Here is a 22329-nt window from a genome sequence, read left to right on the forward strand (position 1 = left end):
CGGTTGATCGACGCTCCGGGCACGGTTGGCGGAGTGGTCGGCAAGGCGCGAGGACGCGGCAGGGTGGCGCCGCCAGCCGTGCAGCGCACGGCAGTCCCTCACCACAGCGCCGGGTCGCACAGCGCCTTCACGCACGCCAGCCGGAGTGTCCGACCCGTCGCGCCATGCTCGCGCAGTCCCCTCGCCTGCCAGCCGAAGGGGTGTTCCAGTGCGAAGGGCGGCACAAAGTGCGCGGCCGCTTCGGCGCCGAAACCGAAGCGGCCGTAATACGCAGGATCGCCATAGACGAACACCCGATCAGCCGGCTGCTCCAGGAGCAACTCGATGCCGTGCTCGACCAGCGCCGAGCCGATGCCGGCGTTCCGGCATTCAGGCAGAACCGCCAGCGGCGCGAGGATGTAACCCAGCCAGTCCGGCGCGTCTTCCGACTTCACCGGGCTGAAGGCGATGTGGCCGACCACGCGGCCATCCAGTTCGGCCACCTGCGAAATCGTCGGCGGATCACCCTGTTCGTCGAGCAGCTCGACGGCCAGCTTCGCCACCCGCCGGTTCTCGCTGTCGGGAAACGCGCGCAGATGGATGTCGCGGACATGTTCGCGATCGGACGTCGTCGCCGGGCGGATGCGGGTGCTCATGGAATGGAAGCCGATGATTGGTCCTGCATGATGATGAAGGCAGCGTGCCGCCCGGTCAGCGTGCGAACAGCTCGTGGACGATGGCACCGGACATGTGGCCGCGACCCGAAAAGACGCGGCGGCGGACGCCACGGCGCGAATCGATGCACCCTCCGGCCAGGCAACGCCCCACTGGCGGCTGGAAATGCGTTCGAAATCGTCATGACCCCGCGCGGACTGTCCCGCGTCTGCGCCTGTCCCCCGGTATCCACCCCGCCTTCGTTCGGCGCGAACCTGCTGCGGCAGTCTGCCATGCGGATCTGCCCCAGGCTCTGTGGCCTGCTGCGCGCCTGCTCGCGGTCGTTTCTTCCCTCGTCCTGAAACCATGGCGATCCGTGCCACGCGGCGTGCCGCCCACCACGACAGGAGGTTCATCGCGCAGACCGAAGCAGATGACTCGCTTCCCGGCGAAGCCCCGGCGTCAATCTCGGGCTTCGAAGGTCGGATCCGCCGAGACGTACCCGACGTCTTAGAAGGGCTTCGATCAATCGTGTTGCGTCCGCTGTGGCTGTGCTTTGACGAATGGCAGAAGAGACACACATCGGCGCGCTGATCAGCAGTCTCTCCGCCTGCCCATCGCTCGGCGGCGTGCTGGCAGTGCCCGCGTACTTCGCGTCCAGCACCGCGCCATCGAATTCGGGCATCGGCTCGAACCACACGCCCGGCACATCCACCGCGCCGTCAGGGTGAGCCGCCTGCCAGCCGTCGATGAAGGCGCGGGCGACTTCGATGGAGGCAGACCGCTGCTTGCGCGGCGAGGACTCGTTGTGGCGCAGGCGGGGCATGTGCCGGAATCTCCGGTTGAAGGCCCGCTGATTCCGGCATCAACCGGGCAGGCCGGCGACACCGTCGATGTGCGCCCGAGGCGCGTTGCAGGCAGCCGGTCTGAAAGGCGTCATTCCCGATCGCCGGCCTCGCGCTGGCCCTTCAATAATGCGTCTGAGGCCGCCGCCGGGTATGGTCGCGGGAGCGAATGGTGCAACGCCCCGCATATCGTTCCTTCATCTCGCAACGAACAGGCACTTGACGATGGCCCGGCGCGGCTTCTTCGCGTCGTAAAGCACGTCCACCCGGTCGCCACGGGCCAGCGACAGCACATCACGCGTCTTGTGTATCGGCATCCATGTTCGAACCCGCGTGCCTAGGGCTTCGAATTCGAACACCAACTGCCCGCGATCCTTTGCAATCATCAGGTCGGTCACCGTGCCGCTCACCGTCGCCCCGCGCGCGAACAGATCGGCCACACGCTTGATGCGCCAGAGGAGCACGGCGATGAGCGCGACGGACACCCCGACCGGAAGCACCAGCGGCAAGGCCGCGGCGCCACCGTACAGGTACGGGAAGCCGAAATGGATGGCCCAGGTGATCGGCATCGCCACCCATGACGCCAGCGCGGGCCAGTCGTTCCACATGATTCTGATCGGGCTGAAGGTCATGGTGTAGTGAGTGGGAGTTCGAGTTCGAGTTCGAGTTCGGGCGACGTTCGCCACGCGCGGTTGGCGAACATCAGGTGAAAAGAGCGGCGAGGTCATGCAAGGGGTGAGGCTGGCCGCGCAGCGTACGACCGAGATCGACTTGAGTGACGCAAGAAAAAGGTCTGACCTCTGCTCTTGATGCCGTCGCCCGGGAGGGACGGTTGGTCACGGCGCCCAGTTCAGCAGTGCTTCGACCGCGTCTGCGGGCGTCATTATGGTCAGCCCGACCACGGTGCCCATGTCCAGCAGGTCGCGGTCACCGCTGACCAGCAGTTCAGCGTCGCCATCAAGCGCGGTCTGCACGAACTTGTCGTCATCCGGGTCGCGGCTGTAGTGGCCAATCTGGCTGATGTCGACCCAGTCGGCGACGGCATCGAAATCGTGCAGCAAGGCTTTACGGGCTTCGATGCTCAGGTAGCGGTCGAACTTCGGGCGCCACAGCCGGGTTTCGAACTCGGTAAAAGTCGCTGGAGAAAACAGAAGGCGGCCGCGCGAAAGCACGAGACGGACCGCCGTCACAGGCGGGGTGCTGGCCGACAACGCTGCGCTGATCAACACATTCGTGTCGATCACGACCCGCCTAACTTTCATCGGCAAGCAGGTCGGCCAGCTTTTCCGGGGTCAGGCCGGCCGCAGCCGCGGTGTCCGCGCTGCGCTGCAGTGTGTGCTGAAGACGGTCGGCGTAGAACGCGCGCATGGCCTCATAGTCTTCGGCCGACACCATCACGCCGACCACACGATCGCGCCGCATCACCCGTACCGGCGCCTTCTGGGCACGGTCGATGAACTCGCCGAAGTGCGTCTTGGCCTGGTTGGCGGTGAATGTTTCCATGGGGAAAATCCCGATCTGGACAAATCGACGAACGATCATAACAGACGAATCGTTCGATTCGACTGCCGTGCTGTAGTAAGTCCCTACAGCACGAAAGCAGGAGAGCGACCGACGCCAGTCACGTCGAAACCGCAGGCAGCCTTGGTTCCTGGAATGGATTTCTTCCGGGTTGTTTGGCGAGCAGAGCTGAAAACGTACCGGTGATCCATACCGCCGTCCCTTCCGAAAAAAGATGGCGCCAAGGAGCGCGGCGAGGAAATGTTGCTACGTCCCCTGTTGTTCACTTCGGCTGATCGACCCGCGGCGCGGAGACGGTGCCGGGCTCGCGGGCGGTCATTGCGATTGCATGTCCTGCCTTGCGCGTGTGCCATCTTGTCCGCGGTTCAACCCGAAGCCGCTTTGCGACCGGAGACGCTGAAAGCGTCATATATCGGCGCTAGCGTTCGGCAGGCGCCCGGCTTTCCGGTCCGGGCATCCACCTTCAAACTTTCTTCGGGAGTCCGCCATGAACAGGTTCAATCTCCGCCGCGTGCGGCGCGTCCGGGCGCTGTTTGCCGCTGCATGCATCGCGACGTCCGGCAGTGTGCTGGCAAGCGATTTCGACGAAGACGTGCTGGGTGACCTGTCGAACGACCATCTGGCACCGACGGTGTTGATGCTCGGACCCGACGGTTCTCATGCCGTTGCGGGCAGCAATGTGGTAACCGGCCGTATCGGTCGGGCGAACGGCGTGATCGACCGCGACTACCTCAACTTCATCGTGCCCGACGGATACGTACTCAAGGAGCTGAAAGTGGGACAGCAGACCACTTTCGGCAACCAGGGCTCGTTCATCGGCCTGGCAGCGGGAGCTGTGATGACCGATCCGGAACGCACGCCCGATGCATCGGCTTTGCTCGGCTATCACATCTACGGCAGCGCCGATCGGGGCCAGGATATTCTCGACGACATGGCAGCCGCCATCGGAACGGTCGGTTTCAGCGCGCCGCTTGCCGCCGGCAGCTATACCTTGTGGATACAGGAAACGTCGAACGGCGCGTTTCGCTACCGCATGAACCTCGTGCTGGCGCCGGTTCCGGAAGCCGATCGTGCCGTTCTCTTGTTGTCCGGCCTGATGCTGACCGCACTCGTCGTGCGCCGTCGCCGCATCTGAGCGCGCGACGCAGCCGGGCAGATGCCCGGCAAGGGCCGGCTGGCCCTTGTTCGTGTTGACGGCGGCTCGGCCGGAGCGGGGAAACGTAGCTGCTTCACTATTGTTCACTTCGGGCAGTGTGGGCGCTGGCGCGGCTGCTCGACCTGCCGCCGACCGAAACGCAGGCCGTGGTGGTGCTGTCCTCGCTGTCGGTCGGCGCCAATGGAATGTCGAGCCAGTTCAACGCCATGTACGGCTCCGTTGCCAGCAGCCTGCTCATGTCCACCGCGCTGGCCGCGCTCTCCACGCCCCTCGCGGGGGGGGGCGCCTGTGAGCGCCCGTCGCCGGATGCTTGCAGGGCCGGCGCATCCCGATCCCCGAAGTGGCCCGTCCTGCGACAGGCCGCGGACGACTCAGTCGATCGCTGCTGTGAAGGCAGGATCGTCGAGCAGGCTTTCCACGTTGAGCTTGATCGTTTCGTTCAGGGCGCCGAATGCATTGGCGAACTTTGCGGTCTTTCGCTGCGTGTTCTTGACCGACTCGAACAGCACTTGTTGAGTACTTGCATCCGCGACGACGTACTTGATTCGGAGCGTCCAGTCGACGCTGTATCCGAGATCGTCGATGAGAAATTCTTCGATCTCACCGGACAGGACCTTCTTCGGGTCGTTGGTCTTGATTCCGACAAATCGCAATTCGGAAAACACGGCATCCCGAACAAGCGTCTTGACGTCACGGTCTATGAGCACTTCGCCCATTGCCGTGTTTCTGATGAGATTCGGCGGAATGGGCTTTGTGGTTGACGGCTCGGATGGCAGATATCTGAAATCGGATACCGACAGCGAACCATTCGCCGACTTGACAGAGCTTGGCGCATAGTTGATCGGTATGGGCGCGCTTGCGCAGCCGACGAGTGTCGATGCAAGGAGGGCCGAGGCAAGGATACGTGCGAAGCCTGCTGCTTTATTTCCTGTCGTGCCGACTGTTTTTTTCATCAAACTCCCCTTTGGTAAAAAATCGTTATTCGGTCAAGGCCTTTTGTCCCTTTCTTGCATGAACCTCTGCATCGAAGGGGAGAGGAAATAGATGCCTGAGGCCGCATAGACAAGCGCGGTGAACAAGAGCGCAAGGTTCCTCGGTGAATCGATGCAGGCAAACACGCCTACCGTGCTCAAGGCGCCAAAGGCCGCGGCGGATACGTACGTGGCTATCCGGTTTCCAGTCAGAACCAGATACAGCGCGCCGAAGTTGATCAAGGCCGCGCACGATGCGCTCACGGTCGGATTCCGCACGAATTCATACAGATAGATGATCGACAGCAGGACGCACAGGATGAGCAGCGTTCTCGGGAAGAATTCGGCTTTGCGCGACATGATGTCTCGGGCATGGACGGGCGCCTGGTGTGCCGGGGATCGATGCCGGACGTCCGGCCAGCGTGACGGACCGGCCAAACGCTCCCTGAAATGCTCGCGCGCATGTCTTGCGGGTGGATGATTGCATCGGGCTGCGCGTAGTTCACCACGCATCCGTTCACTCCGGAATCAGCCTTTTGACGGGTTGCAGAAGCCGGGCGGATCACACTCGAGGTGCGCAATCGAACGGGATGAGCGCCCGACCGAAGCCGGATGGATGGACTCGCCGCGGAGCAGGGCGCCCGTCCAGCGACAGGTCGGGCGTTAGCGCACGCCCTTTAGGGACTGACCGTCGCCGCTGCGCGTGACCGGGCAGTTGACGACGATGTCGGTGACTTCGAGCGAAACCTCCAGCCTTTCTTCGGCGGCCAGAAGAGCCTCTTCCGACTTGAGTTCGCGTTTCGGCGCCGCCGTGTTCCACCGCACCAGGACGACCCGCCACAAAGGGCTGTAGCTTCTATCCTGGCTTTCCGGGCCCACCGGATCGGGGGCCGACTGGAAGATGCTGATCTGTTCCTCGTCGGGGAACTTGTAGACGCGCTCGATCAGCGACTGCCCCGGTGCGGAGTCGAGCGCAAAAGCCAGACTGGGCACGTAGTTCGTGCCCGTCATTCTGGCCATGGTCAGATCGGACACGTCGGTCACGATGTACTCGACGATCCTGCCATCGACCCATGCCCGGCTGACCGGCAGCACGGTTTCGCTTCGACCCACGTCGAAGAAAGGCGAAGCGCAGGCGGTCAGCAGGGAAAGGCAAACAGCGGTGAGGCACAAGAGGCGCATGGCGGTGGTCTCCGATGGCAGTTCGCGTGGGTGGCCGGTCGCCGCGAGTCGACGGGAGTGTGCTCTGTCCTGTCTCATCAGGACCACCTCGGGCAGGGCGAGGAGGTGGCGCGCGGTCGCCCCATCCGGCCGAGCCGCTTTCCGACGCATGCAGTCGGCTATGGAAGCCCCGGTATGTAATGCTTCTTGCACAGACGCTTTAACACACGGCTGACCGTCATCTCTTTCCGGAGGTGAAAGGTGGCAATCCCACCAGTCAACAGTAGAAACATGGTGGTTGGCCACGAGCTCACGTCGTTAAGGAAGAGCATCACAAGGACGAAGATTGAAAATACTGTAATGGCCGCTGAGGCTGATGCATGATTTCTTGCAACCTCACCCGTTTCTAAATTTATCCACCCCTCAATGCTTTGCCAATTGTCTTGGCTGTTCAAGACGATTGCATAAGACGTGTCCGGCGCTATTGCGGGCCAGCCAGGAACCTTTACACCACATTGACGCATCTTCGAATTCTGGAATCCAAAGAGTGTATGCCGATGAGTTCCATCACCAGCCTCGATACGAACTACATCAAAAACTCTGTCAAAGCGAGTGATCACTTCGTGCATGGGCAACGTCTAACATTTTCGGGATGCGCTTCCATAGCAACGCTTTGCGTGGAGCGCTGCTGAATGTTCAGTCCTTAAAACTGGCGCGAAAAACCTCACCTCACGCCGCCTGCATTCTGACAAGGTCTTCCCCAACTTCAACCATGAAATTTCCGTATGAGCTGCTGCTGACGGCGCGTGGTTTCCCCTGGAAGCACAAGAGTCACGTTGCCTGCGCGCGCAGCTTAACCCCTAGCGCCCGCGCCATCTTGAGTACGGTGGCGCTGCCCGGGTTGCCGGTTTCGCTCACGGCTTGGTACAGACTTTCATGGCTCAGTCCGTTGTCCCGCCGGACTTCGTTTATTCCCCAGGCGCTATCTAGGTCGCGCTCACTCCGCCAACGGCTCAAACAGCGCCGCCAGATCCGTCTCCCCGAACTTCTCCAGCGCGGCTTCGTCGTTGCCGAGTATGCCTTCGGCCAGGGCGGCCTTCTTTTCCTGCAGGGCGACGATGCGTTCTTCGATGCTGCCGGCGACGATGAGCTTGTAGACGAACACCGGCTTGTCCTGGCCGATGCGGTGGGCGCGGTCGCTGGCCTGGTTTTCGGCGGCCGGGTTCCACCAGGGGTCGTAGTGGATGACGGTGTCGGCGTGCGTGAGGTTGAGACCGACGCCGCCGGCTTTCAGGCTAATCAGGAATACCGGCACGGTGCCTTCCTGGAAGCGGCGCACGACGGCTTCGCGGTGGGTGGTGTCGCCGGTCAGCATGACCGAGCCGATGCCGGCGTCGTCCAGTTCGGTCTTGATCAGGTCGAGCATGGCGGTGAATTGCGAAAACACCAGCACCTTGCGGCCTTCGGCCAGCAGGTTTTCCAGCATGTCCATCAGGAGGTCGAGCTTGGCGCGTTCCTTCACGCGCAGCGCGGCGTCGGTCTTCAGCAGGCGCGGGTCGCAGCACACCTGACGCAGCTTGAGCAGCGCGTCGAGGATGACGATGCGGCTGCGCGCGAAGCCGCGGCTGGCGACTTCTTCGCGCACCCGCTTGTCCATCGCGACGCGCACGGTTTCGTACAGGTCGCGCTGGCGGCCGGTCAGTTCGACCGTGCGCAGCACTTCGGTCTTGGGCGGCAGTTCCTTCGCGACATCGTCCTTGCGCCGCCGCAGGATGAAGGGCGCCACGCGCCGGGCCAGCAGTTCGCGCCGGATCAGGTCGCCGTGCTTCTCGATCGGCGTGCGCCAGCTGCGCGTGAAATCCTTCGATTCGCCGAGAAAGCCGGGCAGCAGGAAGTCGAACTGCGCCCACAGCTCGCCCAGATGGTTTTCCATCGGCGTGCCGGTGAGGCACAGCCGGTGACGTGCGCGCAGCAGGCGCACCGCCTTTGCCGCCTGGCTGCCGGTGTTCTTCACGGTCTGCGCCTCGTCGAGGATGAGCAGGTGGTAGTCGTGCGCGGCCAGCTTTTCGTGGTCGCGCCACAGCAGCGGGTAGGTGGTGAGGCACACGTCGTGCTGCGGGATCTGCTCGAACAGCGTGCTGCGGTCGGCGCCGTGCAGCTTGAGCACGCGAAGCGCAGGCGCGAAGCGCTCGGCTTCGCGCTGCCAGTTGAACACCAGCGAAGTCGGGAGCACGACCAGCGCCGGGCGGTCGAGCCGGCCGGCGAGCTTTTCGGTCAGCAGGTGGGCCAGCGCCTGGGCGGTCTTGCCCAGCCCCATGTCATCGGCCAGGATGCCGCCCAGATCGTGCGCCCGCAGATGCTGCAGCCAGGCCAGCCCTTCGCGCTGGTAGGGGCGAAGTTCGATGCCGAAACCCGCTGGCTCGGCGACCGGCGCGATGCCCTTCATGCCGCGCAGCCGCTCGACCCATTTCTCCAGCGACTGGAAGCCGGCGCGCGCCCACTTCGCATCGAGCGCCTCGGTCAGGCGCGGGGCGTCCATGCGCGACACGCGCAGCGCGCCGTCGGTCGGGCTGTCGAACAGGTCGACCAGGGTGCGCGCGAGCGGCTTGATGCGCCCGGCCGGCACGACGATGCGCTCGCCTTCCGGCGTACTGAGTTCGGTCGTGTCTTCGTCGCGCATGCGGTCGAGCGCGACCGGGTCGAGCCAGCGGCCGTCGCGCTTGAACAGGGCGTACAGCAGCGGCGCCAGATCGAGCCGGCGGCCGCCGACGTCGATGCCGAGCGACAGTTCGAGCCAGCCGTTTTCGTTCTCGTCGAGATCCGCGTACCACGCGTCGACCACCAGCACGCGGTGGCGGAAGTCGGGCGGGCATTCGATCTGCCAGCCAGCGCGGGTCAACACGCCAGCTTCGGCGGAAAAGAAGCGCGCCCAGGCGGCTTCGCTTTCCAGCCCGAGTGCCCCGACCGGCAGCGGGTCGAACATCTGCAGCCAGCGCGCCTGCAGCGGCGCGAAGCCGACCTCGCTCAGCAGCGCGAGCGCGCGGACTTCGGCCGCCAGGTCGCGCTTGACGCGCACCGCGCGCCCGCTCGGCAGGGTGGCGAGATCGGACGAGTCGGTGGCGGCGAAGCGCGCCTGGCCGTAGTGCAGCGAAACGGTGGCGAGGTCGTACAGCGTGTGGCCGAGCGCCTTGTCGTAGCGGCGATGCGGTTTCACATGCCACACGGCGAGGCTCTGCAGCTGCAGCACCGGGCGCAGTGGCTCGGTCAGCAGCGGCAGATTGGCGGCGTCGCGACCGAGCGGCGACGGCAGCGCGGGCGCCACTTCGGCCAGCGCACCAGCGATCAGCGGCAGTTCGGCCGGCGACAGCAGCGGCAGTTCCAGCACCGCCATCAGCGCGGCGCGGTCCGCGTGCAGCACTTCGCCGGCCTGACCTCGGGCGGCGTCGACATACCAGGGCGGTTCGGTCGGCACCACCGTGTCGGCCGGCGGTGTACAGGCGAGCAGGGCGCGCACGCCGAGCTTTTCGGTCTGCCATTCGAGCTGGCCGGGGCGCGGTTCGCCGGCCGCCAGCAGATGGGCGGTGCCCTCGGCGCCGCTGTCCAGCACATAGGTGCGGCCGGTTTCGAGCGCGCTGCGCAGCACGCCGAGCCCGTCGCTGCCACGCAGTTCGAACGGCACGAAGGTGCTGCTGTGGCGCTTTCGGATGGCGTCGCGCAGCACGCGGAACACCGGCAGATCGCTTTCGTGCACGAAAGAGGGCGGCTTGAGCAGCGCCTGCTCGTAGTTGAACCAGGGCTGGCCGTCGCCGCTGAAGGCGCCGTCGCGCGTCAGGCGCGCCTTGAGCAGCCGGAACTCGGGCGCCTGCGCGCCGCGCAGCGCGACCAGAAAGATGATGGCGTCGCGCACCGGGTTGCTGCGCTTCTTCGTGGCGGAGCCGGTGTCCCGGGCCAGGCGCTGACCCAGGGTTTGCGCCCAGCGCAGGATTTCGGCGCGCGGCTTTTCGATCAACTCGCCCTGCTGTTTCGCCGCCAGCAGCAGGCCGACCGCGTGCTTGCAGCGGTTGCCGACCGGGCAACTGCAGCGCGACGCCACTTCAAGCGTGCGTTCGCCGAAGTATTCGCGCCGTTCCAGCCGCACCGACACCTGATACGGCTGCGGCCGCGAGCCGCGCACCAGCGCGCGCAGCGTCGGGCCATTGACCTCGATGTCGCCCACCCGCGACACATAGCCGCTGCCGCGGATGATGGTCTCTTCCGAGAACAGCTCGCCGAGCATGCGGTCGTCGAGCTGCGAAAGCAGGCGGGTCAATTCCATTGCGAAACGGCGCGCACAAGGCGAAAAAAAACGGACGCAGGATTGTAAGCCCTGCGTCCGCCGCTCGCATTACAGTTGGGTTCAGGTGCGCGGCCGCTCGGCGCCTTCGCGCTGGGTCAGCGTGTCGGCGCGCACCCAGCTGACGTGCCGGTGCAGCATGCCGGCCGCGGCGCGGGCCTGTTCCTCGTCGCCGGCCACCACGGCAAACATGCCCTGGCCGCCCGGCTCGACATGCACACCCATGCCGCCGTACGAGGCAGTCAGTACGCGCGCCTTCTTTGCCGTGTTCTGCGGCAGCAGCAGCAGGGTGGCCGGGCCCTTGTCGGTGTCGAACACGATGTGCCAGCCGGTGCCGCCGGGCACCGGGCACAGCTTCACGTAGCGCACTGACGACAGCGGCACCCGCACTTCGGCGCCGAAGCTCTCGAACACCTGCGCCACTCGTTCCGGTTCAATCAGCCGCGTGCTCATCAGCGCCTCCGGCTCGTGCATCACGTGATCGACCGCCAGCGCGATGCGGTCGCGGTCGGGCGCGGCGTGCCAGTACTGCACGCCCATGCTCACGCTCAGTACGAGGCTGGCCGCCAGTGCCCACAGCTTGAGCGGCGCGCGGGTCTGGCTGCGGCTGGCCACGATGACGCGTTCGGCCAGACCGTCGGGAACGTCGATGCTCACCGCCTGCTGCAGCGCGCGCTCCTGCGCATTGACCCGGCGCGAAAAGCTCTGGCAGCCGGCGCAGGCGATCAGGTGCTCTTCCGCCGCTTCGGTCAGACGGCGCGGATCGGCCATCTTTTCGCGCCGGAAGTCGATGCAGTTGAAGCCGTCGGCGTTCATGATTCGGCCCTCCGGCTGGCGGTGCCCGGTTGGGCGGTGAGCGTGCTGCGCAGCGCCTGCCGGGCGCGGGTCAGGCGGGTCATGATGGCGCCTTCGGTGGTATCGAGCATGGTGGCGATCTCGGCACATGAAAATCCGCCCAGTGCCTGCAGCACCAGCGGCTCGCGCAAGGTCAGCGGCAGGCTGCCCAGCAGGTTTTCCATTTCAAACAGTTCCATCGGTTCGTGATCGGCGGCGATCTGCAGGTCTTCCAGCTCGACATCGACGTAATCGAACTGCTTGCGCTCGTACAGCCGGGCGTGCTCGCGTCGCACGATGGTGATCAGCCAGCTCTTCGTGGCGTTGGAATCCTTGATGTCGTCCCACGCCTTCCAGGCGCGGACAAACGTTTCCTGCACCAGATCTTCGGCCACGAACTTGTCGCGGCACAGCCACCAGGCGAACCGGTAAAGATCCGGGCTGAAGGCCCGCACCGCCTGTTCGAAGCTTTTGCGTTTGCTGAATCCGAGTATCACGACGTCGTCCGGGGATGAGCTGACAAGCCTACAGACCCGTGCAGAGTGCGCAACCTTACATCGTGTTTCAGGCGGCACGGCCTGTGTGGGAGCGGCGCCGCTCCGCCAGCGCGCTCATCCCGCCCGTCTCTTACAATGGGCGCCTTCGATGATTCCGGCGGCGCGACATGCAGAATTTCCTTGCCGTGGGCGGCGGTGCGGCGCTCGGTGCCTGGCTGCGCTGGGGGCTGGGCCTGACGCTGAATCCACTGTTTGCCGGTTTCCCGCTCGGCACCTGGGTGGCCAACATGGTCGGCGGCTTTCTGATGGGCGTGGCACTCGCCGTGTTTCAGGCGGTGCCGGATGTGCCGCCGCACGTGAAACTGCTGTGTACAACGGGGTTTCTCGGCGGACTGACCACCTTTTCGAGCTTTTCCGGCGAAGTATTTTCGCTCTTCCAGCGTGGCGACACGATGTGGGCCTTCGTCGCCGTGGCCGCGCACGTGATCGGTTCGCTCGCCATGACCGCGCTCGGTTGGTGGATTTGGAAGAACGTGGTGGGCTAGCCATGCGCCGGGTGGTCGTCGGGGATGGGTATGTCGAGGGTGACAGGCCGCTGTTGGGCATCGCTGCGCTCACCCCAACCTACGTGGGTGCGGGGCGGAGGGTGTGGATGTTGGGCATCGCCTTTGGCTCACCCCAACCTGCAACTACAACGGCGTGAGGCGTCCGTAGGTTGGGGTGAGCGCAGCGATGCCCAACACCCATCCACCGCAGCCGCCCCGTTCGTTGAAGTCAGCGCAGCGATTCCAAACCCCACCGATCCGAACCGCCCGCCCGGTGCANCGCAGCCGCCCCGTTCGTTGAAGTCAGCGCAGCGATTCCAAACCCCACCGATCCGAACCGCCCGCCCGGTGCACCTTTCAACGACAATGTCGCCCTTTCCGCTGCTGGCGGATCGCTGTCCCGACCGATGACTGTGCCGCGCCCCGATCTGAACGCCCTCCTTGAAAGCTGCATGAGCCGTGACGCGGCGGCGATCGGCCGTGCGTTGCGCGAACTGCCGCCGGGGCAGCGCACACCCGACAAGTGGCCGGCAAAGCTGGCTGAACGCGTCGCGGCGTCGCAGGCGAAGGTCGCGGCGCGCCGCGCGTCGGCGCCGAAGATCGAATACCCGGAAGAATTGCCGGTGTCGGCGCGGCGCGACGAGATCGCCGCCGCGCTGCAGGCGCATCAGGTCATCATCGTGTGCGGCGAAACCGGTTCCGGCAAGACGACCCAGTTGCCCAAACTGTGTCTCGAACTGGGTCGCGGCGCGCGCGGGCTGATCGGCCACACGCAGCCGCGCCGCATCGCGGCGCGCGCCACCGCCGATCGCGTTGCCAAGGAACTGAACGTGTCGCTCGGCCGCGAAGTCGGTTTCGCGATCCGCTTCACCGACCGCACGTCGGAAGACAGCCGCATCAAGCTGATGACCGACGGCATCCTGCTGGCCGAAACCCAGCGCGACCGCTGGCTCGCCGCCTACGACACGCTGATCATCGACGAGGCGCACGAGCGCAGCCTGAACATCGACTTCCTGCTCGGCTATCTGCGCGAGGTGCTGCCGCGCCGACCCGACCTGAAGGTGATCGTCACCTCGGCCACATTGGACGCCGAACGCTTCGCCAATCACTTCGCGCAGGGCGACACGCCGGCGCCTGTGATCGAGGTCAGCGGCCGGCTGTACCCGATCGAAATGCGCTGGCGGCCGTTCGAGGCGCAGAAGGATCGCGACCTCTATGACGCCGTATGCGACGCGGTGGACGAGGCTTTTTCGACCGGTCCGGGCGATGTGCTGGTGTTCATGCCGGGCGAGCGCGAGATCCGCGAAGGCACCGAGGCGCTGCGCAAGCACCACACGCGGCTGGCCGGCGTGAAGCCGGAAGTGCTGGCGCTGTATGCGCGCCAGTCGGCGCAGGAACAGGCGCGCGTGTTCCAGGGCTCGAACGGCCGGCGCGTCATTCTCGCGACCAATGTGGCGGAAACCTCGCTTACTGTGCCGGGCATCCGCTACGTCATCGACACCGGTCTGGCGCGCGTCAAGCGCTACAGCTACCGCAACAAGGTCGAGCAGCTGCAGGTCGAGCCGATCGCGCAGTCGGCGGCCAAGCAGCGCGCCGGCCGCTGCGGCCGGGTGTCGAGCGGCGTGTGCTTCCGGCTGTACGACGAAGAGGATTTCAACCAGCGGCCGGCGCACACCGACCCGGAAATCCTGCGCTCGTCGCTGGCCGGCGTCATCCTGCGCATGAAGTCGCTGAGTCTGGCCGACGTCGAGGAATTCCCCTTCATCGACCGCCCGGCGCCGCGCGCCATCGCCGACGGCTATCAACTGCTGCAGGAACTGGGCGCGGTGGACGAGGCGCGCGACCTGACGCCGCTCGGCCGCGAACTGGCCAAGCTGCCGGTCGACCCGCGCGTGGCGCGGATGATTCTGGCGGCGCGCGATCACGGCGCCCTGAAGGAAGTGCTGGTGATCACCGCCGGCCTGTCGGTGCAGGACCCGCGCGACCGGCCCGAAGAACGGGCCGGCGCCGCCGATCAGGCGCACGCGAAGTTCGCCGACGAACGCAGCGAATTCCTGTGGTACCTGAAGGCCTGGGCGGCGTTCGACGCGGTGTGGCATCACCAGTCGCAATCGAAGCAGCGCGAATGGTGCCGCGCCAACTTCCTGAACTGGATGCGCATGCGCGAGTGGCGCGACGTGCACACCCAGCTGCACACCTTGTGTGCCGAACACGAATGGAAGGAGAACGAGCGGCCGGCCGAATTCGACGCGCTGCACCGCGCGCTGCTGACCGGCCTGCTCGGCAATCTCGGACTGCGCATCGAGGACGCGCGCGCTGGCGAACCGCCGTATCTGGGCGCACGCGGCATCAAGTTCTGGCCGCATCCGGGCTCGGCGCTGGCGAAGAAGGGCGGCAAGTGGATCATGACCGCCGAACTGGTCGAAACCACGCGGCTGTTCGCGCGCTGCATCGCGCGCATCGAACCGGAGTGGGTGGAGGAGGTGGGCGCCCATCTGTTGCGCCGCTCGACCTACGAGCCGCACTGGTCGAAAAGCCGCGGCGAGACGGTCGCCTGGGAGCGCAGCGTCATCCACGGCATCACGCTGTATGCCAAGCGGGCGGTGCAGTACGGCAAGACTGACCCGGTGCTGGCGCGCGAACTGCTGATCCGCGAAGGACTGGTCAATGGCGACGTGACCGACATCGCGCTGAAGCAGATGAAATTCCTGCAGCACAACCTCGACCTGATCGCGCAGATCGAGCGGCTGGAAGAGAAGCAGCGGCGGCAGGACCTGCTGGTGGACGAATCGCTGATCCACGCCTTCTACGATTCCATCGTGCCCGCGGACGTGATCGACCTGCGCGGCTTCGAGCGCTGGCGGCGCGACGCCGAACGCGAAAACCCGAAGCTGCTTTACCTGACGCGCGAACAGCTGATGCGCCACGAGGCGGCCGGCGTCAGCAGTGAGCGCTTCCCGGCCAAGATGGATCTGCTGGGTCAGCGCCTGAAACTCGAATACCGGCACGAGCCGAATGCCGCCGACGACGGCGTCACGCTGACCGTGCCGCTGACGCTGCTGAACCAGATTCCGGCCGCCAGGCTCGACTGGCTGGTACCCGGTCTGATCGAAGAGAAGGTGCTGCAGCTGGCCAAGACCATTCCGCCGAAGCTGCGCCACCGGTTGCAGCCGGTGGCTGGTTTCGTCGCCGATTTCATCGCGCAGGAACACGATCAGGCCGAACCGCTGGTGAAGGCGCTGGCGCGCGCGATCGAACTGAAGGTGAGCCTGAAGCTGCCGTCCGATGCCATCCGCGCTGAAAACCTGCCGGCGCATCTGATGATGAATGTGCGCGTGGTCGACGAGCACGGCCGGGTGCTCGGCCAGTCGCGCAATCTGGCCGAACTGCGCACTCGGCTGAAGGACGAGGTGGCGCGTCGCTTCGAGTCGGCACGCATCGCGCTGCCGCCGGCCGCATCCGTGGCCGATGCGTCGCGAGTGTTGGCCAGTGAGCTTGCCAGTGCGCAGGCAAGCGCACCGGCCGCGGCGCACAACGACGCGGTGACCGCGAAGGCGGCGACGGCGCGCGGCAGCATGGCCGACGCATTGTCTGCGCTGGGCGCGCGCGACGTCGTGGCCAAGGCGCCGGTACCGCAGCCGACGAGGAAGGGCCGCGCTGCAGCCGAACCGGCCGCCCCGGCGGTCGCCGAGCAGACCGCCGGCGACGAACGCTACCGCGCATGGACCTTCGGGCCGCTGCCCGAACTGATGGAAGTCGAAGTGGCCGGTCGCCGGGTGATCGGGTTTCCGGCGCTGCAGGACGAAGGCGAGTCGGTCAGCCTGCGCGTGCTCGACACGCCGGAGGCCGCACTCGAGGTGCACCGGCGCGGCCTGCGCCGGCTGTTCGCGCTCGAGCTGCGCGATCAGGTGAAGTACATCGAAAAGAGCCTGCCCGGCCTGCGCGACATGGCGATGCAGTACATGAACCTGGGCACCGAACCGGAACTGCGCGCCCAGCTGGTGGCCGCCACCATGGAACGCTGCTGCATGATGGAACCCTGGCCGCAGGATGCCGCGAGCTTCGCCGCGCGCCGCGACGAAGCCAGGCCGCGCATTTCGCTGGTGGCGCAGGAAATCGGCCGCCTCGCCGGCAGCGTGCTGACCGAGTACGCCGCACTGAGCAAGAAGCTCGCCGCGCTGAAGGCGCATCCGGACGCCGGTGCCGACATGCGCGCCCAGCTCGATGCGCTGGTCGGCAAGTTCTTCATCGAACGTACGCCGTTCGAGCGGCTGACCCACTACCCGCGCTATCTGAAGGCGATCGCCCTGCGCATCGAAAAGCTGCGCACCGACCCGGAACGCGACGCCCGTGCGCTGGCCGACTGGCAGTCACTGGACACACTGTGGGACCGCGAACGCATCGTGCGTGCCCGCGCCGGCGTCGCAGATCCGTTCATCGATGAATTCCGCTGGCTGCTCGAAGAGCTGCGCGTGAACCTGTTCGCCCAGGAACTGCGCACCCCGGTGCCGGTGTCGGTGAAGCGGCTGCAGAAGATATGGGAGTCCCGTGCGCGGGCCTGACCGGCCTGCCGCCCGCTCCCGCAAACGCACCCCACGGTCACGCTCTGCAAGAATGGCTGATGGAAAAGACTCCGGGATGACACAACATGTCTGCTGACACCGACCTGCGCCTGCGACTGCGCACGCTGATCGCGGCGTTCGAATCCTTGACGCCGGACACCGTGGACGTGCTCGCTGCGCTGTATGCGGCCGACGCGCGCTTCCGCGATCCGTTCAATGACGTGCGCGGTCGGGCTGCCGTGGCGCGCATCTTCAGTCACATGTTCGAGCAGGTCGGCGCGCCGCGCTTCGAGGTGCACTCGGCGATGAGCGAAGGCGATGCCGCGTGGCTGGACTGGACGATGCACTTCATGTTGCGCGGGCAGGCGCTGCAGATCGTGGGCGCGACGCGGTTGCGCTTCGACGACGCGGGGTGCGTCGTCGAGCATCGCGATTACTGGGATGCCGCGCAGGAGCTGTACGAAAAGCTGCCGGTGATCGGCGGCGCGATGCGCTGGCTGCGCCGCAGGCTTGCGGTGCCGGGCCTCTGACGGCGCCCGGCGATCGGCGGTGCGCCTACTTGCGGGCGCCTGCCTGATCCAGCCGGCGTGCTTCTTCCGGGCTGACGATCTCGATGATCGCGACCACCTTGGCGACGCCACCAGTGGCGGCAGCGACCTGCTTGGCGGCGTTCGCTTCGGCTTCGGTCAGCAGGCCCATCAGGTAGACCTTGCTGCCTTCGGTCACCACCTTGACGTGGTTGGCCGATACGCGCTGCGAATCGAGAATGCGCGCCTTCACCTTTGAGGTGATGACCGCATCGCTCGAACGCTGGGTCAGCGACGACACGCCGGCGATTTCGGTCTCGTTGCTGATGCCGCGCACGTTCGGCACGCTGCCGGCGATGGCGCCCGCTTCGGCGCGCGTGGCTTCGTCGGCCACCTGGCCGGTCAGCAGCACATTGCGGTTGTAGCTGGTGACGCTGATGTTGGCGCGATTGCCGAGCTTTTCGCGCAGGCGCGAATCGGCACGCAATTCGATGCCTTCGTCTTCGACCTGGGTGCCGCTGGTGCGCCGGTCGAGTGCCGACAGCACAGCGCCGCCGGCACCGGCCGCAACGACCGGGAAGCAGCCCTGGAGCATCGGTACGCAGGCCGCGGCGAGCGCGGCAATCAGCAGCGGGCGCGCAATTTTCGTGCGGGTGGTCTTGATCGGTGTGTGAGTCATCATTCGGTTCCTAGAAGCATGCAATCAATGCCGTCACACAGGCAATGCAGGGTGAGCAGGTGAACTTCCTGGATGCGTGCCGTACGCTCGGCCGGCACGCAGAGGTGGATGTCGCGTTCGGTCAGCATTTCGGCGATGCGTCCGCCGCCGCGGCCGGTCAGTGCGACTACGCGCATTTCGCGTTCGTGCGCGGCGCGGATGGCCTCGATCACGTTGCCCGAATTGCCCGAGGTGGACAGTGCGAGCAGCACGTCGTTCGGCTGGCCGAGCGCACGCACCTGTTTGGCGAACACCTGTTCATAGCCGTAATCGTTTGCTATGGCGGTCAGGATGGAGGTGTCGACGGTCAGCGCGATGGCAGCCAGCTCGGGCCGTTCGCGTTCATAGCGGCCCACCAGTTCGGCGGCGAAGTGCTGTGCGTCTGCCGCCGACCCGCCGTTGCCGCAGGCCAGAATCTTGCCGGTGGCCATCAGGCTGGACACCATCAGTTCGATGGCGTCGCCGATCGGTGCCGCCAGCAACTCGACCGACGAAAGCTTGGTTTGCGCGCTGTCGAAGAAATGCTCGGAAATGCGTGAAACCAGGTTCATGAGGACACAGGGCAGGGTGAAGCGCGGAGTTTATCAACATCCCCCGTGTTGCCCCGTTTTCTTACAGCCGGAAACGAAGCCGCCCTTCATCGTGCGGGCGCCAGTTCGACATAGACGTCGATGCGCACGCGCCGCCACGGGTCCGGGTCGTCGGTCAGCCGGCCGATGCGCGCACTCAGCCGCTGTCCGGCGTCCATTTCGGCGGCCGCCTCGAAATTGGCGGCGCGCGGCAGATAGCCCAGCATGTGGCCGCGCCACAGCACGCGGATGGCGCGCCGGTCATGGCGGTTGCCGGGTTCGCGTTCAAGTGTCAGCGCATCGCCTTCGCGCAGGCCCTGGCGCACCGCGTGCAGCTGGTGGAACTGTGCGCCGGCCAGTGGCGAACGCTGCGCCAGCAGGCGCAGGCTCTGGGCAGATGCGAGGTCAGCGGCGAGCCAGGCGAGCAGGGCCAGTGCGCTACAGGCCGAACGCATCGCGTATCCATTCGATCTGCCTGCCGTCCAGCCCGGACAGCGCCACCACGTCGAAGCGTGCCGGGCGCTGGCGCGCGCGCCGGCCCTGTTCGGCGAGGTAGTGCTGGGCGGCGCGGATCAGCCGCGCCTGCTTGGTCGGGCCGACACTGGCCGCTGCGCCGCCGAAGCGCGCATCGCGACGCAGGCGCACTTCGACGAACACGAGGCTGTCGCCGTGTTCGCACACCAGATCGAGTTCGCCGTCCGGCCAGCGCAGGTTGCGGCCGATCACCCGCAGGCCGTGCGCTTCGAGATGACGTGCCGCCAGCGCCTCGGCTGCTGCGCCGTGCGCGGCGCGCAGCGTCATGCCGGCTTGTGGCGGACCGCTGCCACGCTCAGAATGGCGGCCCGCCCGCAGGAAAGCACCCGATGACCGATGCCGTGACACCCCATGATGACCTCGTGCGAGAATTTACGACTTTGGCATTGTATGTCGTCGGCACGCCGATCGGCCATCTGGGCGAACTGTCGGCGCGCGCCATCGCGGCGCTGCGTGCCGCCGACCTGATCGCCTGCGAGGACACGCGGGAAACGTCGCGCCTCGCCCGTCACCTCGGCCTGAACGCGCAATTGGTGGCGGTGCATGAACACAACGAGCGCAGTGGTGCCGAGCGGCTGATTGCAGCGCTGCGCGACGGCCGGCGCGTGGCGCTGGTGTCCGATGCGGGCACGCCGGCGGTGTCCGACCCCGGCGCGCGCGTGGTGCGCGCGGTGCAGGACGCGGGCTTCCGCGTGATACCGATCAGCGGCCCGAGTGCCGCTGTGGTGGCACTGTCGGCGAGCGGTCTGCTCGACGCACAGTTCCGTTTCGTCGGTTTCCTGCCGGTCAAATCGGCGGCGCGCCGCAAGGTGCTGGAATCGCTGCGCGAACAGGACTGCGTGCTGGCGTTCTACGAAGCGCCGCACCGCATCGTCGAATGCGTCGACGATATCGCCGCGGTGATCCAGCCGGAGCGCGAACTGGTGATCGCCCGCGAACTGACCAAGCTGTTCGAGCAGATCGTGCGCCTGCCGGTATCGCAGGCTGTCGCCTGGCTGGCGGCAGACTCCAACCGCCAGCGCGGCGAATTCGTGCTGCTGCTCGCGGCCGCGCAGCCGGAAGAAGGGCTGGACGCGACGGCGCGCCGCACGCTGGACCTGCTGCTGGATGAACTGCCGCCGAGCCGCGCAGTGAAGGTGGCCCAGGCCATCACCGGTGCGCCGCGCAAGCTGCTGTACGACCATGCGATGGCGCACGGCACGGATGTGCCGCAGGACGAGGATGCGGGATAATCCGACGACAAGGACGGGCCCGCGTGTGCACGTGGCCCCTGTGGAGGCCTGTGGGACAGGTGAGCTACCCACAGGCGTTGCCCTGCCGATGAAGCGTCCGTGGGCAGGGCAAGCCGGCATGACGGATTGACCGCGTATCTCGACCCCTATCGCAGAAAGAACAGGAACGCTCTTGAACAGACTGACGCTCACCCGCCCCGACGACTGGCATCTGCACCTGCGCGACGGCGCTGCGCTCAAGGCGGTGCTGCCCGATACGGCGCGCCGTTTCGGGCGCGCCATCGTCATGCCCAACCTCCGACCGCCGGTCACCACGGTGGCGCTGGCGGCCGCCTACCGCGACCGCATCATGGCGGCGCATGCGGCCACGCCCGGCCTGCCGCCCTTCGAGCCGTTGATGGTGCTGTACCTGACCGACAACACGCCGGCCGACGAAATCGACCGCGCCTGCGACAGCAGCTTCGTGCACGCGGTGAAACTCTACCCGGCCGGGGCCACCACCAATTCCGACTCCGGCGTGACCGACGTGGCGCGTTGCGACGTGGCGTTGGCGCGCATGGCCGAACGCGGCCTGCCACTGTTGATCCACGGCGAGGTGACCGACGCCGAGGTGGACGTGTTCGATCGCGAGGCGGTGTTCATCGAGCGCGTGCTGCGCCCGCTGTTGTCGCGCCACCCGACGCTGCGCGTGGTGTTCGAGCACATCACGACCAGGGACGCCGCAGCGTTCGTGGCGGCGGCCGGCGACAACATCGCCGCCACCATCACGGCCCATCATCTGCTGATGAACCGCAATGCGATCTTTGCCGGCGGCGTGCGGCCGCATCACTACTGCCTGCCGGTATTGAAGCGCGAGGTGCATCGCGTTGCGCTGGTGGCCGCCGCGACGTCCGGCAACCGGCGCTTCTTTCTCGGCACCGACTCGGCGCCGCATGCGAAAGGCACGAAGGAGACGGCATGCGGCTGTGCCGGCTGCTACACCTCGCATGCCGGCATCGAACTGTATGCCGAGGCCTTCGATGCCGCGGGCGCGCTGGACCGGCTTGAGGCCTTCTCCAGCTTCAATGGCCCGGACTGGTACGGTCTGCCGCGCAATACGTCGCGCATCACACTGCTGCGCGAGTCTTGGGAGGTCAAGGCGGAGCAGGAATTTGCCGATGGTGATGTGCTGGTGCCACTGCGCGCGGGAGAGCGCGTCGCGTGGCGCATCGAACCTGAAAAGGTTGAATGAGTGATCCCATGACACGACTGACCTTGCTGATGCTGCCGCTCGCCGTCCTGCTGGCCGGATGCGATATCGAGAACGCCGCCTTCATGATCGAGAACAAGGATCACGCCCTGACGCTCAATCGTGAGAAGCCCTATTTCTGGAGTGGCGAATACAAGCTGGCCATCATCGTGTCGCGCATGCCGACCTGCCAGCGTCGTTACGTGATGAAGCCGGCGCGATTGACCGCCGCCAATGTCAGCGTGTTCGACGGTGGCGAGCCGAACCGCTACCTGCTGCGTCAGGGCAGCCGCTGGTATGCCGTGAACACCACCGACTGCGCTTTCGCGGTGGTGGAAAAGCCGGCTGAAGTGCCGGGGGCGATCGGTGTGTTCCGCCGCAAGGATGACGTGCTCACCTTCGTCAAGAGCACGACGGCCGAGGCGGAGCAGCGCTGAGCCTTTCTGCTGCGTGGCCGGTCGGT

At 66.1% G+C, this 22329-nt stretch carries 24 protein-coding genes; 7 read left to right on the top strand and 17 right to left on the bottom strand.

The window, feature by feature from the left end; genetic code table 11:
• Nucleotides 1-98 precede the first annotated feature (98 nt).
• The 5 genes from NMQ14_RS02090 to NMQ14_RS02110 form a co-directional block, all read right to left on the bottom strand.
• A complete protein-coding gene (locus NMQ14_RS02090) occupies nucleotides 99-635 on the bottom strand; it encodes a GNAT family N-acetyltransferase (protein WP_257093030.1) in 537 nt (178 codons plus the stop codon).
• A gap of 410 nt (nucleotides 636-1045) precedes the next feature.
• Nucleotides 1046-1459 carry a hypothetical protein gene (locus tag NMQ14_RS02095; protein WP_257093032.1) on the bottom strand — a complete coding sequence of 138 codons (414 nt, stop codon included), beginning with the start codon at nucleotides 1457-1459 and terminating at the stop codon, nucleotides 1046-1048.
• Nucleotides 1460-1675: 216 nt separating this feature from the next.
• Nucleotides 1676-2206, bottom strand: a complete 531-nt coding sequence (locus NMQ14_RS02100; protein ID WP_257093034.1) for a DUF3592 domain-containing protein — start codon at nucleotides 2204-2206, stop codon at nucleotides 1676-1678.
• A 108-nt stretch (nucleotides 2207-2314) separates the two neighbouring features.
• Nucleotides 2315-2740 (bottom strand): putative toxin-antitoxin system toxin component, PIN family, encoded by a 426-nt coding sequence (locus NMQ14_RS02105; protein WP_257093036.1) that lies wholly within the window; start codon nucleotides 2738-2740, stop codon nucleotides 2315-2317.
• Nucleotides 2730-2981 carry a type II toxin-antitoxin system prevent-host-death family antitoxin gene (locus NMQ14_RS02110; RefSeq protein WP_257093038.1) on the bottom strand — a complete coding sequence of 84 codons (252 nt, stop codon included), beginning with the start codon at nucleotides 2979-2981 and terminating at the stop codon, nucleotides 2730-2732. The genes NMQ14_RS02105 and NMQ14_RS02110 overlap by 11 nt, the downstream gene beginning before the upstream one ends.
• Before the next feature lie 505 nt (nucleotides 2982-3486).
• On the opposite strand from NMQ14_RS02110, the gene NMQ14_RS02115 reads away from it, so the two are divergent.
• On the top strand, nucleotides 3487-4134 hold the full coding sequence (locus NMQ14_RS02115) for a hypothetical protein (protein WP_257093040.1): 648 nt from the start codon (nucleotides 3487-3489) through the stop codon (nucleotides 4132-4134).
• A gap of 392 nt (nucleotides 4135-4526) precedes the next feature.
• On the opposite strand, the gene NMQ14_RS02120 is transcribed toward NMQ14_RS02115, so the two are convergent.
• The 8 genes from NMQ14_RS02120 to NMQ14_RS02150 all read right to left on the bottom strand — a co-directional run bounded on the left by NMQ14_RS02120 (nucleotide 4527) and on the right by NMQ14_RS02150 (nucleotide 11951).
• Nucleotides 4527-5108, bottom strand: coding sequence for a hypothetical protein (locus NMQ14_RS02120; protein ID WP_257093042.1), 582 nt, complete (start codon nucleotides 5106-5108; stop codon nucleotides 4527-4529).
• A 33-nt stretch (nucleotides 5109-5141) separates the two neighbouring features.
• Complete coding sequence (locus NMQ14_RS02125; RefSeq protein WP_257093044.1) at nucleotides 5142-5486, bottom strand: hypothetical protein; 345 nt, start codon at nucleotides 5484-5486, stop codon at nucleotides 5142-5144.
• Between the two features lie 303 nt (nucleotides 5487-5789).
• Complete coding sequence (locus NMQ14_RS02130; protein WP_257093047.1) at nucleotides 5790-6458, bottom strand: hypothetical protein; 669 nt, start codon at nucleotides 6456-6458, stop codon at nucleotides 5790-5792.
• 8 nt (nucleotides 6459-6466) lie between these two features.
• Entirely contained in the window at nucleotides 6467-6916 is a 450-nt protein-coding gene (locus tag NMQ14_RS02135) for a hypothetical protein (protein ID WP_257093049.1), read from the bottom strand.
• Between the two features lie 202 nt (nucleotides 6917-7118).
• Entirely contained in the window at nucleotides 7119-7304 is a 186-nt protein-coding gene (locus NMQ14_RS19810; RefSeq protein WP_373457168.1) for a DNA-binding protein, read from the bottom strand.
• Entirely contained in the window at nucleotides 7285-10602 is a 3318-nt protein-coding gene (locus NMQ14_RS02140; protein WP_257093051.1) for a DEAD/DEAH box helicase, read from the bottom strand. Before NMQ14_RS02140 ends, NMQ14_RS19810 begins: the two co-directional genes overlap by 20 nt.
• An 81-nt stretch (nucleotides 10603-10683) precedes the next feature.
• Nucleotides 10684-11436: a DUF3379 domain-containing protein gene (locus NMQ14_RS02145; RefSeq protein WP_257093053.1), complete on the bottom strand. Its 753-nt coding sequence runs from the start codon at nucleotides 11434-11436 to the stop codon at nucleotides 10684-10686.
• Nucleotides 11433-11951 carry a sigma-70 family RNA polymerase sigma factor gene (locus tag NMQ14_RS02150; RefSeq protein WP_257093054.1) on the bottom strand — a complete coding sequence of 173 codons (519 nt, stop codon included), beginning with the start codon at nucleotides 11949-11951 and terminating at the stop codon, nucleotides 11433-11435. Before NMQ14_RS02150 ends, NMQ14_RS02145 begins: the two co-directional genes overlap by 4 nt.
• A gap of 167 nt (nucleotides 11952-12118) precedes the next feature.
• Here NMQ14_RS02150 and crcB point away from each other — a divergent pair, with 167 nt between their 5' ends.
• From crcB to NMQ14_RS02165, 3 genes are all read left to right on the top strand, one after another.
• Nucleotides 12119-12496, top strand: coding sequence for a fluoride efflux transporter CrcB (crcB, locus tag NMQ14_RS02155; RefSeq protein WP_257093056.1), 378 nt, complete (start codon nucleotides 12119-12121; stop codon nucleotides 12494-12496).
• Nucleotides 12497-12948: 452 nt separating this feature from the next.
• Nucleotides 12949-17058, top strand: a complete 4110-nt coding sequence (gene hrpA, locus NMQ14_RS02160) for an ATP-dependent RNA helicase HrpA (protein ID WP_373457169.1) — start codon at nucleotides 12949-12951, stop codon at nucleotides 17056-17058.
• A gap of 86 nt (nucleotides 17059-17144) precedes the next feature.
• The gene (locus NMQ14_RS02165; protein WP_257093060.1) at nucleotides 17145-17588 is read left to right on the top strand and encodes a nuclear transport factor 2 family protein; all 444 of its coding nucleotides are present in this window, start codon (nucleotides 17145-17147) and stop codon (nucleotides 17586-17588) included.
• Nucleotides 17589-17613: 25 nt separating this feature from the next.
• On the opposite strand, the gene NMQ14_RS02170 is transcribed toward NMQ14_RS02165, so the two are convergent.
• From NMQ14_RS02170 to NMQ14_RS02185, 4 genes are all read right to left on the bottom strand, one after another.
• A complete protein-coding gene (locus NMQ14_RS02170) occupies nucleotides 17614-18264 on the bottom strand; it encodes a BON domain-containing protein (protein ID WP_373457170.1) in 651 nt (216 codons plus the stop codon).
• On the bottom strand, nucleotides 18264-18854 hold the full coding sequence (locus tag NMQ14_RS02175) for a phosphoheptose isomerase (protein WP_257093064.1): 591 nt from the start codon (nucleotides 18852-18854) through the stop codon (nucleotides 18264-18266). Before NMQ14_RS02175 ends, NMQ14_RS02170 begins: the two co-directional genes overlap by 1 nt.
• Before the next feature lie 86 nt (nucleotides 18855-18940).
• Nucleotides 18941-19327: an HIRAN domain-containing protein gene (locus NMQ14_RS02180; RefSeq protein ID WP_257093067.1), complete on the bottom strand. Its 387-nt coding sequence runs from the start codon at nucleotides 19325-19327 to the stop codon at nucleotides 18941-18943.
• Nucleotides 19311-19673, bottom strand: coding sequence for a YraN family protein (locus tag NMQ14_RS02185; RefSeq protein ID WP_069038124.1), 363 nt, complete (start codon nucleotides 19671-19673; stop codon nucleotides 19311-19313). Before NMQ14_RS02185 ends, NMQ14_RS02180 begins: the two co-directional genes overlap by 17 nt.
• Nucleotides 19674-19792: 119 nt before the next feature.
• Between NMQ14_RS02185 and rsmI the strand changes: the two genes are divergently transcribed.
• From rsmI to NMQ14_RS02200, 3 genes are all read left to right on the top strand, one after another.
• Nucleotides 19793-20638, top strand: coding sequence for a 16S rRNA (cytidine(1402)-2'-O)-methyltransferase (gene rsmI / locus NMQ14_RS02190; RefSeq protein WP_257093226.1), 846 nt, complete (start codon nucleotides 19793-19795; stop codon nucleotides 20636-20638).
• Between the two features lie 172 nt (nucleotides 20639-20810).
• Entirely contained in the window at nucleotides 20811-21869 is a 1059-nt protein-coding gene (gene pyrC / locus NMQ14_RS02195) for a dihydroorotase (RefSeq protein ID WP_257093070.1), read from the top strand.
• Between the two features lie 8 nt (nucleotides 21870-21877).
• Nucleotides 21878-22303, top strand: a complete 426-nt coding sequence (locus tag NMQ14_RS02200) for a hypothetical protein (RefSeq protein WP_257093073.1) — start codon at nucleotides 21878-21880, stop codon at nucleotides 22301-22303.
• Nucleotides 22304-22329: the final 26 nt, after the last annotated feature.

It is taken from the genome of Methyloversatilis sp. XJ19-13 (genome assembly GCF_024580155.1).
In the GTDB taxonomy this organism is placed as follows: Bacteria; Pseudomonadota; Gammaproteobacteria; order Burkholderiales; family Rhodocyclaceae; genus Methyloversatilis.

Bases quoted from the DNA above. Each gene is read 5' to 3' on its own strand.
- NMQ14_RS02100 (WP_257093034.1), bottom strand. From the start codon at position 2,206: ATGACCTCGCCGCTCTTTTCACCTGATGTTCGCCAACCGCGCGTGGCG.
- NMQ14_RS02090 (WP_257093030.1), bottom strand. From the start codon at position 635: ATGAGCACCCGCATCCGCCCGGCGACGACGTCCGATCGCGAACATGTC.
- NMQ14_RS02175 (WP_257093064.1), bottom strand. From the start codon at position 18,854: ATGAACCTGGTTTCACGCATTTCCGAGCATTTCTTCGACAGCGCGCAA.
- NMQ14_RS02135 (WP_257093049.1), bottom strand. From the start codon at position 6,916: ATGCACGAAGTGATCACTCGCTTTGACAGAGTTTTTGATGTAGTTCGT.
- NMQ14_RS02180 (WP_257093067.1), bottom strand. From the start codon at position 19,327: ATGCGTTCGGCCTGTAGCGCACTGGCCCTGCTCGCCTGGCTCGCCGCT.
- NMQ14_RS02105 (WP_257093036.1), bottom strand. From the start codon at position 2,740: ATGAAAGTTAGGCGGGTCGTGATCGACACGAATGTGTTGATCAGCGCA.
- NMQ14_RS02140 (WP_257093051.1), bottom strand. From the start codon at position 10,602: ATGGAATTGACCCGCCTGCTTTCGCAGCTCGACGACCGCATGCTCGGC.
- NMQ14_RS02115 (WP_257093040.1), top strand. From the start codon at position 3,487: ATGAACAGGTTCAATCTCCGCCGCGTGCGGCGCGTCCGGGCGCTGTTT.
- NMQ14_RS02185 (WP_069038124.1), bottom strand. From the start codon at position 19,673: ATGACGCTGCGCGCCGCGCACGGCGCAGCAGCCGAGGCGCTGGCGGCA.
- NMQ14_RS02125 (WP_257093044.1), bottom strand. From the start codon at position 5,486: ATGTCGCGCAAAGCCGAATTCTTCCCGAGAACGCTGCTCATCCTGTGC.
- NMQ14_RS02200 (WP_257093073.1), top strand. From the start codon at position 21,878: ATGACACGACTGACCTTGCTGATGCTGCCGCTCGCCGTCCTGCTGGCC.
- NMQ14_RS02095 (WP_257093032.1), bottom strand. From the start codon at position 1,459: ATGCCCCGCCTGCGCCACAACGAGTCCTCGCCGCGCAAGCAGCGGTCT.
- NMQ14_RS02110 (WP_257093038.1), bottom strand. From the start codon at position 2,981: ATGGAAACATTCACCGCCAACCAGGCCAAGACGCACTTCGGCGAGTTC.
- hrpA (WP_373457169.1), top strand. From the start codon at position 12,949: ATGAGCCGTGACGCGGCGGCGATCGGCCGTGCGTTGCGCGAACTGCCG.
- NMQ14_RS02165 (WP_257093060.1), top strand. From the start codon at position 17,145: ATGTCTGCTGACACCGACCTGCGCCTGCGACTGCGCACGCTGATCGCG.
- crcB (WP_257093056.1), top strand. From the start codon at position 12,119: ATGCAGAATTTCCTTGCCGTGGGCGGCGGTGCGGCGCTCGGTGCCTGG.
- NMQ14_RS02170 (WP_373457170.1), bottom strand. From the start codon at position 18,264: ATGACTCACACACCGATCAAGACCACCCGCACGAAAATTGCGCGCCCG.
- NMQ14_RS02130 (WP_257093047.1), bottom strand. From the start codon at position 6,458: ATGCGTCGGAAAGCGGCTCGGCCGGATGGGGCGACCGCGCGCCACCTC.
- NMQ14_RS02145 (WP_257093053.1), bottom strand. From the start codon at position 11,436: ATGAACGCCGACGGCTTCAACTGCATCGACTTCCGGCGCGAAAAGATG.
- NMQ14_RS02120 (WP_257093042.1), bottom strand. From the start codon at position 5,108: ATGAAAAAAACAGTCGGCACGACAGGAAATAAAGCAGCAGGCTTCGCA.